The organism is Sphaerospermopsis torques-reginae ITEP-024, from assembly GCF_019598945.1.
GTDB lineage: Bacteria > Cyanobacteriota > Cyanobacteriia > Cyanobacteriales > Nostocaceae > Sphaerospermopsis.
The window spans coordinates 1,307,882-1,325,575 of the sequence record NZ_CP080598.1; the positions used below are offsets into that span (position 1 = coordinate 1,307,882).

The 17,694-nt window shown below is 37.0% G+C and carries 13 protein-coding genes and 1 pseudogene; 4 read left to right on the plus strand and 10 right to left on the minus strand.

Features of this window, described 5'->3' with window-relative positions; genetic code table 11:
* Positions 1-106: 106 nt before the first annotated feature.
* The 3 genes from K2F26_RS06000 to petJ (K2F26_RS06010) all read right to left on the minus strand — a co-directional run bounded on the left by K2F26_RS06000 (position 107) and on the right by petJ (K2F26_RS06010) (position 2,594).
* On the minus strand, positions 107-1,453 hold the full coding sequence (locus K2F26_RS06000; protein ID WP_220610741.1) for an energy transducer TonB: 1,347 nt from the start codon (positions 1,451-1,453) through the stop codon (positions 107-109).
* A 116-nt stretch (positions 1,454-1,569) separates the two neighbouring features.
* Positions 1,570-1,911: a cytochrome c6 PetJ gene (gene petJ, locus K2F26_RS06005; RefSeq protein ID WP_220610742.1), complete on the minus strand. Its 342-nt coding sequence runs from the start codon at positions 1,909-1,911 to the stop codon at positions 1,570-1,572.
* Between the two features lie 350 nt (positions 1,912-2,261).
* Complete coding sequence (gene petJ / locus K2F26_RS06010) at positions 2,262-2,594, minus strand: cytochrome c6 PetJ (protein WP_220610743.1); 333 nt, start codon at positions 2,592-2,594, stop codon at positions 2,262-2,264.
* A gap of 368 nt (positions 2,595-2,962) precedes the next feature.
* Between petJ (K2F26_RS06010) and K2F26_RS06015 the strand changes: the two genes are divergently transcribed.
* Positions 2,963-3,112, plus strand: a complete 150-nt coding sequence (locus K2F26_RS06015) for a hypothetical protein (RefSeq protein WP_194053259.1) — start codon at positions 2,963-2,965, stop codon at positions 3,110-3,112.
* On the opposite strand, the gene K2F26_RS06020 is transcribed toward K2F26_RS06015, so the two are convergent.
* The gene (locus K2F26_RS06020; protein ID WP_220610744.1) at positions 3,098-3,589 is read right to left on the minus strand and encodes a GNAT family N-acetyltransferase; all 492 of its coding nucleotides are present in this window, start codon (positions 3,587-3,589) and stop codon (positions 3,098-3,100) included. The genes K2F26_RS06015 and K2F26_RS06020 overlap by 15 nt on opposite strands.
* A 114-nt stretch (positions 3,590-3,703) precedes the next feature.
* Positions 3,704-4,873, minus strand: coding sequence for an RpoD/SigA family RNA polymerase sigma factor (locus tag K2F26_RS06025; RefSeq protein ID WP_096569022.1), 1,170 nt, complete (start codon positions 4,871-4,873; stop codon positions 3,704-3,706).
* A gap of 990 nt (positions 4,874-5,863) precedes the next feature.
* On the opposite strand from K2F26_RS06025, the gene priA reads away from it, so the two are divergent.
* The gene (priA, locus tag K2F26_RS06030) at positions 5,864-8,524 is read left to right on the plus strand and encodes a primosomal protein N' (RefSeq protein ID WP_220610745.1); all 2,661 of its coding nucleotides are present in this window, start codon (positions 5,864-5,866) and stop codon (positions 8,522-8,524) included.
* 83 nt (positions 8,525-8,607) lie between these two features.
* Here priA and K2F26_RS06035 read toward each other — a convergent pair whose 3' ends face one another.
* The 5 genes from K2F26_RS06035 to kdpA (K2F26_RS06055) all read right to left on the minus strand — a co-directional run bounded on the left by K2F26_RS06035 (position 8,608) and on the right by kdpA (K2F26_RS06055) (position 14,537).
* Entirely contained in the window at positions 8,608-9,729 is a 1,122-nt protein-coding gene (locus K2F26_RS06035; protein ID WP_220610746.1) for a sensor protein KdpD, read from the minus strand.
* An 18-nt stretch (positions 9,730-9,747) separates the two neighbouring features.
* The gene (gene kdpC / locus K2F26_RS06040) at positions 9,748-10,356 is read right to left on the minus strand and encodes a K(+)-transporting ATPase subunit C (protein ID WP_220610747.1); all 609 of its coding nucleotides are present in this window, start codon (positions 10,354-10,356) and stop codon (positions 9,748-9,750) included.
* 86 nt (positions 10,357-10,442) lie between these two features.
* Complete coding sequence (gene kdpF, locus K2F26_RS06045; RefSeq protein ID WP_246605533.1) at positions 10,443-10,661, minus strand: K(+)-transporting ATPase subunit F; 219 nt, start codon at positions 10,659-10,661, stop codon at positions 10,443-10,445.
* A 36-nt stretch (positions 10,662-10,697) separates the two neighbouring features.
* Positions 10,698-12,764 (minus strand): potassium-transporting ATPase subunit KdpB, encoded by a 2,067-nt coding sequence (gene kdpB, locus K2F26_RS06050; protein ID WP_220610748.1) that lies wholly within the window; start codon positions 12,762-12,764, stop codon positions 10,698-10,700.
* Positions 12,765-12,857: 93 nt separating this feature from the next.
* Complete coding sequence (kdpA, locus tag K2F26_RS06055; RefSeq protein WP_220610749.1) at positions 12,858-14,537, minus strand: potassium-transporting ATPase subunit KdpA; 1,680 nt, start codon at positions 14,535-14,537, stop codon at positions 12,858-12,860.
* 476 nt (positions 14,538-15,013) lie between these two features.
* Here kdpA (K2F26_RS06055) and K2F26_RS06060 point away from each other — a divergent pair.
* Both K2F26_RS06060 and kdpA (K2F26_RS06065) read left to right on the plus strand, forming a co-directional pair.
* Positions 15,014-15,364 (plus strand): annotated as a pseudogene (locus K2F26_RS06060) (helix-turn-helix domain-containing protein); the annotation flags it as partial.
* 626 nt (positions 15,365-15,990) lie between these two features.
* The gene (gene kdpA, locus K2F26_RS06065; RefSeq protein WP_220610750.1) at positions 15,991-17,676 is read left to right on the plus strand and encodes a potassium-transporting ATPase subunit KdpA; all 1,686 of its coding nucleotides are present in this window, start codon (positions 15,991-15,993) and stop codon (positions 17,674-17,676) included.
* The last annotated feature ends 18 nt before the right edge of the window (positions 17,677-17,694 follow it).

Here is a 17,694-nt window from a genome sequence, read left to right on the forward strand (position 1 = left end):
TTCTTAACTCACACCCGGTAAAAACAAATGTAAGTATTTTCTCTATTTATATAAAAACTGTCAAAAGACAAGCTGTCATATTTCAGATCACCTAATTTCAGATCACCTAATTATTTTCTGGATCACTATGAGATTCAGGAGAGGTAGAATCAGGAAGTGTTACTTCCGGGTTTTTACTTTCATTAACCTGATTTTCTGTATCAGATTTAACTGATTCTAGTGAAGATGTAGATTCTTGAGAATTGGTGATTTTTGGTTTTGGTTGAGAAACTTCTTGCGGTTTTTCTCTTTTTCTGTCTTTAATTTGACGGTGACGCTGTGATCCTTTGATCGCAAAATTAATTGATGCTCTCACTCCTTGTCTACCACCATCCAAAGGTGTTAATTTCCACTCTTGTACAGCTTCTTGAGCAGCTTCATCTAGTTCGCTATCACCACTAGAACGAATTAACCGCACAAAGGTAACATTACCATTATCATCCGTATCAATAGCAACTTCAGTACGACCTTCTATACCCCGTCGCCTAGCTCTATTTGGGTATTTAATATTACATCTAATACAATCTGCTCTATTTAATTGTGTACCGTTGACAGGACGTGGTTTTGGGGCGATCGCAATATTTCTCTCACCATTTCCAATACCATCTCCAGTACCGCTACCCTCACCATTTCCAGTCCCGTTTTCTGTACCTTTACTTAAACCAGACCGCAAACGATTACCTAAATTACTTAAACTATTTTGACTAGATGAAGTAGTAGAAGTATTGTTGGAACTAACACTAACACTGCTAGGAGTGATTAACTTTGGTGCTGGAACATTTGAAAGTTTGGTATCTGGTATGACAGTTTGTTCAGGTTGTTCAACTGTGGGTTGAGTGGTTGTTTCAGTTTCTACTTTTTCAGTTATTTTTTCACTTATTTTAGCAATAGGTGTAGTGGTTAAACTTGGTTGTGTTGTCGTCGGTTCAGGAATAGTTTTAGCAATAGGTGTAGTGGTTAAACTTGGTTGTGTTATCGTCGGTTCAGGAATAGTTAGTGTTTGGCGTTGTTTGACAACAAAATTTTGAGTAGTTTTCAGTTGGGGTTGTTTAACTACAGGTTGAATAGCAGCGTTACTCACGCTCAAGGTAGTTTTTTCTGGAAGAGAACTTTTAAAATTGTTATTACCACCACTACCACCACTACCACCACTACCACCACTAGCAGAATTTATCTTTGGTTGAGAGTTTTTTATCTCTTGTGGTTTGGCTATTATTTCCGGTACAGTTTCAATAAATGTGATTTCAATTGGTTCTTCTTGAGTTTGAGAAACTCTTTGTATAAATTGGCCAATCCCTAAAGCTAAAACCCCAATATGAAATACTAAAGAAGCGATGAGACTATAAAATAAAAAAGATTTAAGTGCTTTAGCTTCTTTTTCTCGCTGCTCTACAATTACAATCGAAAAACCCATATTTTAATTATTGCTTATGTTTTTATAATTTATTAGTTGTTTCTACTTATCTAATAATTGGATTAATTAGCGAGACAAAAAGCCCCGCCAATAATTATTTCAATTCAGAAATAAACTTACCTCTGCCAGCCTTTTTCTGCTTGTTCCAACACATAAGCAGCTACATTGTTAATTTGCTCAGGTTTTAACCGACCTTTGAAAGCTGGCATTGCACCCTTACCATTTGTAACCTGAGCAATAATTTTTTCTGCTGAGTACATACCATTCGCTTCTAAAGCTTCTTTGAACAAGCTCTTGCTAGGTCCTGCAACTACATTCTTACCACCCAAATGACAAGCATTACAATTAGCTGCAAATACTGCTTTTCCAGCCGCAGCATCAGCCGCTAAAGCGGGGCTACTGAAGGCAAAAGTGAAGATAGTAATGCCTAACAGTAATACGGAAATAATCTTTTTCATCTCGTGTTCTCTCTACAACAATCGTTGAGTTGGTGCAATATGCTCCATAATTTTCTTTGGATTCTGTTGTATGAGTCAAACGACAAGCTGTAAAACTTAGAGGGAATTTTGGCAAAATTGAGATTAATTTCTTTTCATATCAAGGGTTTGGGAAAGATGTAAATTTATGTAAAGGTCAGCATTCAGGATTCAAAAGTCAGAATTTTTGAGGAATCATATAGATGAATAAACACTGATTCTGATTCATAATTTTTGAATTATCAAGCATTATTCCCAACTGCCAAAACAGTTGGGAATCTTTTGTCTTACCCTTTCAGGTATAACTATTATTAACTTACTGACAAACCTATTTACCAGCCAGCTTCCGCTTTTTCCATGACGTAAGCAGCTACATTGGCAATATCATCAGCTGACAAATTATTTTTGAAAGCTGGCATAGCATTTTTACCGTTTGTAACTTGAGCAATAATAGCAGATTCGGAGTAAATATTGTACTCTTCTAAATCTGCCTTACTCAAACTTTTAGCAGCATTAACTAAATTTTTACCACCTGCATGACAAGAAGCACAATTAGCTGTAAATATTTTTTCTCCAGCAACAGTGTCAGCAGCGAAAGCAGGATTAATGAAGGCAAAAGTGAAGATAGTGATGCCTAATAGTAATACAGAAATAATCTTTTTCATTTTGTGTTCTCTCTACAACGATTGCTGATGAGGAGGTACTTGCTCCATCATTCTCTTGTTATTGTCTTTTATAAATCCAAAGAATAACTGTAAAAATTGAACTAAATTATTGAGCATAATAGATGTAAGACTTATGATTGCAATGGTTGGGAATATATATTAATTTATATTAAACATAAATTTAATTAGCCAAAAAATCATTTTTTAACTAAAAATTAAAAATTCATATCTAAAAAATGCTAACATTAATGCTAATAATTAGGTTTTTACTGACGGAAATCGACTGATCCAGGCTGAATGCTTAGGTGAAAAGATGGGGAGCATCCCAAATGTGTAAGTTGATTTTTTGTGCGAGGTAAAGACGTGAAATGAACGAACCACGTACACCGGAGGTGTTCCCTAAGGGTATAGGACACGAAGGACACGAAGGGAAGAAGGAAGAAGAGAGTTTTTGGTGTTGCTGCGGTTATTTTTTCTTGTATTGGGATGCTCCCAAAAGATGTTTATTGATTTGCTAATTTAGTGATTGCAGTTTCACTTACGCGACAAATGCGCCAATCTTCTAAAATATCCGCGCCCATACTGCGGTAAAATTCCTGGGCGGAAATATTCCAATCTAAAACACTCCATTCTAAGCGTCCACAATTTCTGTCAACAGCTATTTGTGCTAATTTAGTCAGGAGTGCTTTACCAATACCTTGACGACGATATTCTGGTAAAACAAAAATATCTTCTAAATAAATTCCTGGCTTGGTCAGAAAGGTAGAATAATTGTGAAAAAATAAAGCAAAACCCACAGCTTTACCTGTGACTTCTGCTAAAATTGCCTCTATATATTTTCGTTCACCAAATAAATGATCGTTTAATGTTTCCGCATTACCAGTAACAGCAGCAGATAATTTTTCATATTCTGCCAAGCCCTGTATCAATTCAAACAATACAGCACTATCACCAGGTTCAGCAAACCGGATCATTAAATCACTATCAAAAGTCATTAGTTTTTAGCTTATAGTTCAACGTCTATAAATAGTTTATAGCTAAGTGTGTAATTTTTCTTAACTAATGACTAATGACTAATGACTAATGACTAATGACTAATGACTCCTGCCCTAAATTAACCAACCCTTCAAGCGTTTAGCGATATGAGGACGGCGTAATTTTCGCATCGCTTTACTTTGAATTTGCCGCACTCGTTCACGGGAAAGGTTAAACATATTACCCACTTCTTCCAAAGTACAGGGTTCGCTGGTTGTCAGTCCATAGCGTAAAGAAATTACATCTTTTTCCCTGGGAGTAAGTACATCACCTAAAACTTCCCATATTTCCTGACGCATCATATTTTCATTCATTTTTGCTTCTGGAGATTGGTTATCTTCGTCTTCTAGCAAGTCCATTAGTTCCGTGTCTTCTTCTTTACCAACACGGTGGTTAAGGGATAATGCTTGACGGCGTAGTTGTTGCAGTTGACGCAATTGTTGAACGCTTATTTCCAACGACTCGGCCATTTCCGCTTCCGTCGGGTTGCGAGCGAGTTTTTGTTTAAGTTCCCTTTGAGCTTTTTTCAGCTTGTTGAGTTTTTCAACAATGTGAATTGGTAGGCGGATAGTTCGGGCATCATTAGCTATAGCCCGTGTAATCGCCTGTCGAATCCACCAATAAGCATAAGTAGAAAACTTATAGCCCTTATCGGGATCAAACTTTTCTGTAGCGCGATTTAAACCCATAGCCCCTTCCTGAATTAAATCCAGAAAAGGCACTCCCCGGTTAAGATATCGTTTAGCAATAGATACTACCAATCTCAAGTTAGAGCGAATCATTTTCCGCTTCGCTACCCTACCTTGATACAACCGACTTTCCAGTTGTTTTTCCGTCATATCAAACTTAGCAGCTACCTCGCTTTTGCTGGGGTTGTGTCCCAGTTCTGCTTCTAAAGCCGCTTGTAAGTCTTTTACTTCTTCTAAAAATCTTACCCGATGCGCCAACTCTACTTCTTCGTCAGGTTTAAGGAGAGGATAACGCGCCATTTCCTTAAAAAAAGCGCCCACAGCATCGTCATGTTCGGTTTTATTATATCCCGAAGGACGTGCCGCTGCCATTTCATCCCCATCTCGTTCATCTGACTCCAAATTTTCCACAATTGAAGAGTCTTCAAATACTACTGCATCTAAACTATCAAGTGATGGTTCTTCATGATCAGCAGCGTTATCCAGTATTTCCATTGTTCCCAATTCAGCAAGATTCATAGTTTCCTTTTGGGATAGTTGCTTGGTTTGGTACATAAATTTAGTGACAGCTGCTCGTTTGAGAATAGTTAGTTTTTACCGACATATACACCCATTTACCCAGCCAAATACAATTTTCTTGAAAATTCTTGATTCGGAAGGAAAATATGTATCTGTCTGCCATATTTTGGTTACATCTAGATACAATTTATATGGTCTTTGCACCCAAAATACCATCTTTCCCCACTACCAGCAGACATATTTCTAATTTTTTTCTTCATCACCAAATATGTCAAACCCCCCTCAAACATTCTCCAGCTTAACAAATATAAAAATTCCATCTAAAGACCCTATACGTTAAATTTTCATGTATTTTCATGAAGTTTTGTTGGATTTACAGTTAGAAAGTTAAAGCTTCCCAAATGATCTAAATTACAAAAATCTTAGCTTAAAATCCGGACAATCTTGATTGCATAAAAGCATCTCATATACAAAAACTATTGAATATCTATCAATAGGTGGAAAATCTCTACTGCTTATTTAGTAGATAAAAAAAAATCATTAATAGTAAGCATTTAGCTATCAGTAATCAGTAATCAGTAATTAGTAATCAGCTTACACCTATAATCTAGATAGCTCTTGTAGTAAGCATTCAGCTATCAGTAATCAGTAATCAGTAATCAGTAATCAGCTTATAACAGAAAAAACAAAGATTTAGCAGCATTAATTGAGGAAATTTACACTCTGTGCATTTGTTATTGTTCTTTGTATTTTAGCGTTTAAAGCTGAAAGCTGACGGCTGAATACTTGCCATTAATATCTAAGATACTGCCATTTGTGTAGTTAGCATCAAATATTTATTGCACATACTGTAGAAATTAATTTGTCTAGTAGATTACACCTAATTAAAATTATCAAGTCTCCAGAGTAATAAAAGTATTGCCAAATACAGTTTACTTGTAGTAAACTTAAAAAGTTACAGTTAAGTAATCCAGGTTAATTTTATCCATTTGGGTGAGCAAATATCTATTTAAAAAGCCAAAAAGTATGTATATTCAGGATGTAAGTTTATCTTCTCTCGTAGTTGCTGAACCAGGATCATCATATCAGTCCAAAACAAATCTTTATCCTTGGATTGAAGTATTGGTAGATTTGTCAAAACCTTTAGCGCCAAAGACAAATAAGACACCAGAAGAGAATGTAGCAAATGATGAAACAGTAGAAAAAGACTTATTAAATGATGTAATACCAGAACAGGAATTATTAGTTGATGAAATAGCTAACAAAGACCTATTGATTTATAAGATACCAGAACATTTAGATATTAAACCAGGGGACATTTTAACAGTTCCCATTGGAGCGCAACAGGTAGGAGGAATAGCGATTCGTTTATTATCCCAACCACCAGCAAATTTAGGACTAGAGAAAATTCGGGAAGTACAAGATGTAGTCAGCAAAGAATTTTTCTCTAGGACTTATTGGGAATTACTGAATCGCATCGCCGCTTATTACTACACACCATTAATTCAAGTCATTCGGGTAGCATTACCACCAGGATTATTAGGGCGATCGCAAAGTCGTTTACGACTAAAACCAGAAAATATTCCCAATGGTGCAGCCGAATTTTTACGTTCTCAAGCTGCCAAAGAAATCCTGAAAATACTTGAATCGCAACCAGATGGAGATTACAGTTTTCAATACCTCAAACGTCAAGTCAAAGGTTTTTATTGGGCAAAAAAACAATTAATAGATAGAAACTGGGCAGAAAGCTATTTCAAATTCACCCAATCTAAACCACAGATGAAACTAGCAGTAACGCTAGTTGATCATGGAAGATACATGAATCTCTCTCAAAGGCAACAAGAAATATTGAAAATACTGGGAGATCATGGTGGTGAATTATGGGTGACAGAGTGTGTAGAGATATGTCAAACTACACTACCAACTTTAAGAGGATTAGAACAAAAAGGTTGTATTGTCATTGAAGAAAGGGAAAAATTACGCAGAGAACAAGGACCCAAAATAGCCGGGGATCAAGCCAAATTATTAACACCAGCCCAAACTAATGCTTTAGAAAGCATCAAATCATTAAATGGATTTGCACAAATTTTATTACATGGGGTAACAGGTTCAGGAAAAACCGAAGTTTACCTACAGGCGATCGCCCCCCTCCTCAACCAAGGAAAATCAGCATTAGTATTAGTCCCAGAAATTGGCCTCACACCCCAACTCACAGACAGATTTCGCGCCCGTTTTGGTAACAAAGTGCAAGTTTATCACAGCGCCCTTTCCGACGGTGAACGCTACGACACCTGGCGACAAATGTTTACCGGAGAACCGCAAGTAGTCATAGGAACACGCAGCGCCATTTTTTCCCCATTACCCAACTTAGGATTAATCATCCTCGACGAAGAACACGACAGCAGCTTTAAACAAGACTCACCCATCCCCACCTACCACGCCCGCACAGTAGCCCAATGGCGTGCAGAATTAGAAAATTGTCCTTTAATTCTGGGATCAGCTACCCCCTCCCTTGAAAGTTGGGTAAGTATCAAAGAAAGCAGAGAACAAGGGGAGATCAATAACCCAATCACCAATCACCAATCACCAATCACCAATCACCAATACCTCTCCCTTCCTGAACGCATCAACTCCAAACCCCTACCACCTATAGAAATAGTGGATATGCGTCAAGAGTTGAAAGAAGGAAATAGATCAATATTTAGTAGATCCCTACAACAAGCTTTAGAAGAATTAAAAGAAAGAAAACAACAAGGAATATTATTTATTCATCGTCGGGGACATAGCACCTTTGTTTCCTGTCGTAGCTGTGGTTATGTGCTGGAATGTCCAAACTGTGATGTTTCCCTAGCTTATCATCATGTAGAAGAAGGCGCACCCCAGTTATTAAAATGTCATTATTGTAATTATGGTCAACCACACCCTAAACACTGTCCTCAATGTAGTTCACCCTACCTCAAATTCTTTGGTAGTGGTACTCAAAGAGTAACCCAGGAACTACAACGCCAATTTCCCCACATTAAACCAATTCGTTTTGATAGCGACACCACCCGCAAAAAAGGCGCACATCGCAGCCTGATCAGCCAATTTGCCAACGGTGAAGCTGACTTATTAGTGGGTACACAAATGTTAACTAAAGGTTTAGACTTACCCCAAGTTACCCTAGTAGGAGTAGTTGCGGCTGATGGGTTACTACATTTATCAGATTATCGCGCTAGTGAAAGAGCTTTTCAAACCTTAACCCAAGTTGCAGGAAGGGCGGGAAGAGGAGAAGATCCAGGTAGAGTAATTATTCAAACCTACACCCCAGAACATCCAGTTATTGAAGCGGTGAAAACCCATGATTATCAATCTTTTTGTGATGCAGAATTAGAACAAAGAGAAGCACTTAATTATCCCCCCTATGGCAGATTAATATTATTGCGTTTGAGTAGTTCTGATCCCATAAAAGTGGAAAATACAGCCCAACTAATAGCGACAAATTTTAGCGAACAAGAAGGATTAGAGATATTAGGACCAGCACCAGCTAGTATATTACGAGTAGCTAATCGTTATCGCTGGCAAATATTATTAAAATTTGCCCCTGATGCACTGCCTAATTTACCAGATTGGGAAGAAATCAGAAAGATTAGTAATTCTGCCTCAGTCAGCTTAACAATTGATGTTGATCCCATCAATATCATGTAATTAAAACAGATGATCTCGTTCCCAGTCTCTGACTGGGAATGCTATTCAGAGGATCTGCCTCTGCTTTAATTGCTATTAATCTTCTATTTTTCAGTAGCGATAATGTGCAAATCTATTTTTTTATCTCTAATTAAATCCATTAATCGCTGAGTAAAAGAACCTTTAATAAATCTTTTCCATCTGGGTTGTTGACTTTCACCAATAACGATTTGTGTAATGTGATGGGTAGCAGCAACCTGAGCTATTTCTTTAGGAACATTACTACTTTTAACGTGCAGAAACTCACCACCAAACTCTCGACAAAGTTTTTCACAAGTATCTATGTGTAAACTTTCTTGTTTAGTGAGAAATCTTTCAGGATCAGCTATAAATACAGCATAAAGTGGGGCATTCATATAATTGGCAAGTCGCGCCCCACGGCGTAATAATTGTAGAGAATTAGGATAAGTAGATATACAAACTAAAACTCGTTCATGAATATTATAAATTTGTCCAACAACAGTTGAAGTATTTGCTTCCTCCTCCACTGTATCTGCTACTTCTCTTAATGCTAATTCCCGCAAAGCAATCAAATTTCGACGCTGAAAAAAGTTTTCTAAAGATTGCTCAATTTTGTTAGCAGCATAGATTTTTCCTTCAAGCAAACGCTCTTCCAAAGTCTCTGGAGTCACATCAATTACAACCACCTCATCTGCTTCATCCAGCACCCGATCTGGAATGCGTTCTCGCACTACAACACCTGTTATTCTTGCCACCAAATCATTTAAACTTTCCAAATGTTGAATATTTAAAGTCGAGTAAACATCTATGCCAGATTCTAAAATTACTGCCACATCTTGATAGCGTTTTTCTCTATCAGAACCCGGTATATTTGTATGTGCTAATTCGTCAATTAACACCAGTTGGGGAGAGCGTTCTAAAATTGCCTCCGTGTCCATTTCTAGCAGTTTGATATTCTGTTTAATAATGGATTTTCTGGTAATTACTTCTAATCCTTCAGCTTTGAGAGCAGTTTCTTTGCGTCCATGAGTTTCTAAAATGCCAATAACAACATCAATCCCCTCTTGTTTCAGTTGATGTGCTTCCTCTAGCATTTTATAAGTTTTACCCACACCGGGAGCCATACCAATAAAAATTTTATGTTTCCCTCGACGAGCAGGACGGATATAAGAACTATCAGGGGAGCGAGTAGAAGAATAAAACATGAGTTAATTTCCTAATAATTACCTGATTTTATCTAATGCAAGATTCAATTTTAAAACATTCATTCCAGGTTCACCAAATATACCCAAAAAACGCCTATCTGTGTTTTGAGAAATTAAAATTTCTAGTTGCTGTGATTCAATTCCTCTTGCTTTAGCAATGCGTGAAATTTGCACCTTTGCACTTTCAGGAGTAATGTGAGGATCAAGACTAGAACCAGAAGTATAAACTAAATCAGCCGTTGGTTGAATTTCTGCTTTTCTTAGTTTATTAATTTCACCTTCATTACCATTAATTCTTGCTAACAATGCGGGATTACTAGGAGCTAAATTACTAGCACCAGATACACCAGTTTTCAAAATTCCAGCTTCATCATTTTTCGGGTTTGTGGTGCTATAGTTAGTAGTGCTAGGACGACTCCAAAAATACTTTTCACTGGTAAAAGGTTGACCAATCAAAGCAGAACCAATCACCACACCTTGGGAATTTGTAATTAAACTGCCATTTGCTTGAAAAGAAAAAGCAACCTGTCCTGAAATTAACATAAATAAGGGATAGATAAAGGTTGTTATCACCCATAAAACTAAAGTTGAACGAATAGCTTTACTAATTTGGTGTCTCTGACTCATATTAAAATCTCTCCATTTCAAAAATATTAAAGTTTTTGTTGGGTTGCGCTATCGCTTAACCCAACCTACGAATTACAAATTAGTAATTAAAACCTCTCAGGTTGAAAAATCACAACAAACAAATAAACACAAAGACAGAGAGTAACAAGTCCTAATAAAGTAATTGTGTAAGCAGAAAAACGTGATTCTGTTCCAGGTATCGCTGCTTGAACTGCTGGAGCTAATAATACATTAACGCAAAGCAGTAAAAACAAAATCAGAGGAAGACGATGACCTTTAGAAAATGCCATTTGTAAATATTCCATAATTCTAAAATCCAAAATCTAAAATTCTAAAATTGATTAAGCTAAACCCACAGACACAATTAAAACATCAATAATTTTGATAGCGATAAAAGGAGCAAGCACACCACCCAAACCATAAATAAAGATATTTCTTTGCAAAAGTTGGTCAGCAGTTAAAGGACGAAATTTCACACCAGTTAATGCTAAAGGAATCAAATCCGGAATAATTAAAGCATTGTAAATTAAAGCTGATAAAACAGCAGATTGGGTACTAGCTAAACCCATAATATTTAATCCACTCACACCAATACCAGGGAAAATTGCCGGAATAATTGCAAAGTATTTAGCGACATCATTAGCAATAGAAAAAGTGGTTAAAGCTCCACGAGTAATGAGTAATTGTTTGCCAATAGTCACGATATCAATTAATTTTGTGGGATCAGAATCTAAGTCTACCATATTAGCAGCTTCCTTTGCCGCTTGTGTACCAGAATTCATCGCTACACCCACATTTGCTTGAGCTAAAGCTGGTGCATCATTAGTACCATCTCCAGTCATAGCAACTAATTTTCCTTGAGCTTGTTCAGCGCGAATTACTTCAATTTTATCCTCTGGAGTTGCTTCGGCAATAAAATCATCTACCCCTGCTTCTTGGGCAATAACTGAAGCTGTAAGGCGGTTATCTCCTGTTAACATTATAGTTTTAATACCCATTCTTCGCATTTGGGCAAATCGTTCTTTAATCCCTGGTTTGATAATATCTTTGAGATAAATTACACCGTAAATCTCATCATTTTGACAAACTGCTAAAGGTGTACCACCTAACTTAGAAACTCGCTCATAAGCAGCATCAAGTTCTGGTGTGAATTGTCCATTCCGAGAACGCACAAATCCTTTAATTGCATCTACAGCACCTTTGCGAATTTCCACACCATTGGGTAAATTAATGCCACTCATTCGCGTTTTAGCAGAAAATTCTATACCCTCCGCAGTTTGGGGGTTAAAATCTAATTTTGCTCCTAATGATTCTGCTAATTTAACAATAGATTTTCCTTCAGGAGTTTCATCAAAAATACTGGATGCTAAACAAATTTTTGCAACTTCATCTAAAGAATGATCTTTGACCGGAATAAATTCTTCAGCCATGCGGTTTCCTAAAGTAATAGTTCCCGTTTTATCTAAAACCAAAGTATTAATATCTCCACAGGCTTCTACAGCCCTACCAGATGTGGCTATGACGTTAAATTGAGCGACTCTATCCATACCGGCGATACCAATAGCACTCAATAAACCGCCAATTGTGGTAGGAATTAACGCCACTAATAAAGCAATTAATACCGCAATACTCACAGGTGATTTAACATAAACTGACACAGTTGGTAAAGTGGCAATTACCACTAAAAAAACCTGAGTTAAAACTGCTAAAAGCACAGTTAAAGCAATTTCATTAGGGGTTTTAGTTCTCGCTGCACCCTCAACTAAAGAAATCATTCGATCAATAAAACTTTGTCCCGGATCTGATGTAACTTTAATGATTAATTCATCAGAAATAATGCGTGTTCCTCCGGTGACAGAACTAGCAATATCTGTTCCCGGTTGTTTTAATACTGGTGCAGATTCTCCAGTAATAGCAGATTCATCTACAGAAGCTACTCCAGAAATTACTTCTCCGTCTGCGGGGATCACATCACCAGCGATAACTTTAATTTGGTCGCCACGACGCAAAGTAGTAGAATTAACTTCTTGAATAGAACCATCAGGGAGAAGTTTTTTAGCTGTAACATCTGATTTTGTCGCTCTTAAAGAATCAGCTTGAGCTTTTCCTCTACCTTCTGCAACTGCTTCTGCAAAATTGGCAAAAATAAGAGTAAAGAACAAAATCAAGGTAATTAAACCATTAAAAAATCGCGGATTATTCCCAGATGTAACACCAAAAAGATTAGGTTCAATAGTCACTAAAGCTGTAATAATTGTCCCCACCCACACCAAAAACATCACGGGATTTTTGATTAGATGGCGGGGGTTTAATTTAACAAATGCTTGTGTAAATGCCCTAGAATACAGCCCAGAACTTTTAATTTTGGGTGTATGTTTACGTTGTTGTCGAGTTTTTGTAATTTTCATATCTTTTTTATTAGTGAGGTTAAGATCCCCGACTTCTTGATTAAATCTTTTCTATAAATTCTGATTTTTTCTCAGAAGTCGGGGATCTGAAGTTTATTTAGCAAGTAAAAACCATTCAGCAATCGGACCCAAAACTAATACCGGAAAGAAAGTTAACGCCCCTAGAATTAAAATTACTCCCCCTGTAACTCCAGTAAATAAAGCAGTGTCAGTTCTCAAAGTACCTGCGGTTATGGGTACTGGTTGTTTTCTAGAAATACCATCTGCTAATAACAATAATGCGATAATGGGAATATAACGACCGACTAAAATACTGACACTGGTGCTAAGATTCCACCACAGAGTATTATCTGCCAAACCTTCAAAACCAGAACCATTATTTGCAGCAGCAGAAGCGTATTCATAAACTACTTGAGAAACGCCATGAAATCCTGGGTTATTAATACCTGAAAGCTGATCAGGAAAGGCAAAAACTATTGCCCAAGGAATCAAAACAGCGAAAGGATGAACTAATAAAACTACACTAGATAAAACTATTTCTTGTTTTTCAATTTTTCGCCCTAAAAATTCTGGTGTTCTTCCTACCATTAATCCTGTTAGGAATACTGCTAAAATTAAGTAGATAAATAAGTAGGCTGTACCTGTTCCCTGTCCTCCCCAAATAATTTGTAAAAACAGATTAGAAAGGGTGGAAAATCCCCCCGTAGGCATAAATGAATCTAGCATTCCGTTAACTGCGCCACACATTGTTGCTGTTGTCATCACTGCCCAAATTGCTGTTTGCGCCCAACCAAATCTTACTTCTTTTCCTTCTAAATTAGGTTGTTGTGAACCTAAGAGGGAATTAACAAGAGGATTTCCTTGATATTCACCAATAGCTGTTATTCCTACTAGGAAAACAAAGATAATAAATACCATCGAATATACTAACCATGCTTGTTTGATATTATTAGCAAATACCCCATAGGTGTAAATCAAAGCTGAGGGAATAGAAATCATTGCCCAAGTTTCTAATAAGTTAGAAAAACCATTGGGATTTTCAAATGGGTGGGCTGAGTTAACACCAAAAAAACCACCGCCATTTTCGCCAATTTGTTTGATAATTTCAAAATGGGCAACTGGTCCGCGAGCTATAGCTTGTGTTGCTCCTTCTAATGTTGTTGCTGTTGCTACTCCTGCTAGAGTTTCCGGTACACCAGACATAATTAATAATAATCCCCCCACCACAGACATAGGTAATAAAATTCGGGTAATTGATTTGGTTAAATCAATATAAAAATTACCTAATTTTCTACCAGTTAAACCGCGAATAAAGGCAATTCCTACAGCTAAACCTGTAGCGGCTGAGGTGAACATTAAAAAACCAATAGCAAAGGTTTGACTGGCATAACTAAAGGTTGTTTCTCCAGAGTAATGTTGTTGATCTGTATTAGTTAAAAACGAAATAGTAGTGTGTAATGCTAAATCCCAACTCGGTGTTTTTAGTCCTGTAGGATTAAGTGGTAAAAATCCTTGAATCATGAATATACAAAATACCAAAATTGCCATGACCAGATTGCTAGAAAGTATGGCTTTTGCATATTGCCAACCCGTCATTTCATCTTCAATATTGACTCCAATTAATTTGTAAATTATTCTGTCTATGGGATTTAATACCTTGTCTAATAATGTTCTTTGTCCTAGAAAAACACAAGCAATATATTTTCCTAGTAAGGGCGTGGTGGCAATAACAATTATTAATGTCAATGCTATTTGTAATAAACCTTGTATCATGAATGATTAAAACTCCTTAAAGACTAAATTAAATAGCTGTGATCTGGGGAGCATCCCAATTAAAAAAATGAACACAGCGATACTAAAAACTCTCTTAAACCTTCTTACCTTTGTGTCCTTTGCGTTCTTTGCGGTTCAATCGTATCAAGTAGTAATTTCAAGATTCCAAAACAATAAACTTACACATTTGGGATACTCCCGTGATCTGGGCTTGATGAATTTATATGATTATTGATTTTGAGGTAGAAAACAAGGGATACAAGGATATAAAAAATGTTTATTTTTTCTATTTATGTGTTTATTGCCAGGTATATATCATTGTTTAGGGTGTTTAGTTAAAATCTAAACGCTACAGCAGAAGTCAGGAGTCAGAAGTAAAAGGGATCGTTTTTCTATAAAATGTAAATTAATGTCGTGATTTCAGTTAGGTGCAAAATGAGAAATTTACAACTTAAATTATTAACTAATCAATTACATTGATTTTAGCTCTCCGTTCTGTCGCTGCTGGTGCATCTTGGTGGGATGAAATAGCAACTCAAGAAATTCGTTCTTCCTTGACTTTAAATTCTGCTCATTTATCTTCAGAACATAACGTTAAAACTCTCAATCCTCTCACCCATCGAGAAATAGAAATTCTCCAACTTTTAGCAGCAGGAAAAACTAATCATCAAATAGCGGAAATTCTGTATATTACCACTGGTACTGTGAGGGTTCATGTTCATGCAATTTTACATAAATTGGGAGTTGACGATCGCCAGACTGCTGTTACCGTAGGTTTACAAAAACAGTTAATTAGTCCTCCAATAAGAATTCACGAGTCAAGATAATGTAAAATCAAAAATCAATAATAGTATAAGTAAAAACCAGTATATTTTTATTGAAAATCTCTGTGTGCTAACATATCTAATCTGGCAATATATTGCACAACTCATCATTTTCACCAAAATTCTGAAATATAGAATATAATCATCAGCTAACCTCTACGGTTAGCAGCAAATATATTGACAAGTGTAATCCTATACTATAAACCAATGAGTATGTAATAAAATTATGATCGAAACAATTAGGTCTAAAACCGGACTTCGTACCGCTACGCTAATGCCTTTAAAGGCGAAAATTTGTGGGAGTGGGGTATAAATCTCTGTTACAAAAAAGGACTCCTATCTTCTCCCTCCTGCCTTCGTTATGAGTTTTTGTATGATTGAAAGCATAAACTTGCGGAATCTAATGTATAAATAGATAACTCTAACCAGCAAAATAGATGATTAAGAATAAAATTGAAATATTCTTAAATACAAATTCAACAAACATCCAGAAACGAGTGCAACAAGATTGATAAATTGAGGTGATATTAAGACATCATCCAATCTTAGCAATCAAATTTACCAGTAGTTTAGGTATTATTTTTCAAAATTGACTGGCTATAACTTCAGTGTAATCGAGTAATAAATAAATGGGACAAGGTTTTTTACAAATTGCGTTAACCCTATGTATTGTCATAGCTATCACACCACGATTGGGACAATACATAGCCCGTGTTTTTTTGGGAGAAAGCACAATACTTGATCCCATCATGAACCCGATAGAGAGAATGTTCTATCTATTGGGAGGTGTTGGTGAAAAAGAAGAAATGACAGCATGGCAGTATATCCGGGCTGTAATATCCAGTAACCTGATCATGGGTATTTCTGTGTGTTTGCTCATCTCTTTTCAGGGAATACTGCCTTGGAATCCCAACGGTTTGGGAATGCCCAGATGGGATATAGTGCTACATACTACAATATCATTTTTAACTAACACAGATCAGCAACATTACACAGGGGAAACAACATTAAGCCATTTTAGCCAAACAGCAGCTTTAGGGTTTTTAATGTTTACCTCAGCAGCAACAGGTTTAGCAGTAGGAATAGCATTTATTCGGGGGTTAACAGGTAGAAAATTAGGGAATTTTTACGTTGATATTACCCGTGCCATTACCAGGATATTGTTGCCCCTTTCAATTATTGGGGCGATCGCTCTCCTGGCTTTAGGTGTACCGCAAACATTAGAAGGCACTTTAGCAGTCCAAACCCTAGATGGAGGAACTCAGTACATAGCTAGAGGACCAGTTGCATCCTTTGAAATTATTAAACTATTGGGAGAAAACGGTGGTGGATTTTTTGCAGCTAACTCTGCCCATCCCTTTGAAAATCCCAATGGCGCATCTAATTTATTAGAAATCATCGCCATGATAGCAATTCCCTCATCCTTAATTTATACCTACGGCGTATTTGCTAACAACAAAAAACAAACTTGGTTACTGTTTTGGATGGTGTTTATCATATATATAGTTATGATTTGGGTTACAGCAGTGGGTGAACTACAAGGAAATCCCATTATTAACCAAGCATTAAACACAGAACTACCAAATTTAGAGGGCAAAGAAGTAAGATTTGGCTGGGCAGAAACAGCATTATGGGCAGTAACAACCACCGCTACCATGACTGGTGCAATTAACGGAATGCACGATTCCTTAATGCCCCAAGGTATATTTTCTAGCTTATTCAATTTATTTGTACAGATAATTTGGGGAGGACAAGGAACAGGAACAGCCTACCTATTTATTTATCTGATCCTGACCGTCTTTATAACTGGGTTAATGGTAGGACGCACCCCCGAATTTTTAGGACGCAAAATAGAACAACGGGAAATATTTCTGGCCAGCGTCGTCCTACTGATCCACCCGATCATGGTATTAGTGCCTAGTGCGATCGCCCTAGCTTATCCCATTTCCCTATCAGGAATCAGTAACCCCGGCTTTCACGGTATTTCCCAAGTAGTTTATGAATACGCATCAGCGGCAGCTAACAATGGTTCTGGCCTAGAGGGGTTGAAAGACAACACTTTATGGTGGAACTTGAGTAGCAGTTTCAGCATATTAGCAGGGCGTTACATTCCCATGATTGCCATCTTGCTTTTAGCTGATAGTATGTCTCGTAAAGCGACAGTTCCCCAAACTCGTGGTACTCTCAGAACCGACTCGTTACTATTTACCACCGTTACAGCTTTTGTCACCATCATTTTAGCCGTCCTCACCTTCTTCCCAGTTTTAGCCCTTGGTCCAGTCGCCGAAGGTTTAAAATTAGCATCTGGAAGTTAGGAGTCAGGAGTCAGGAGT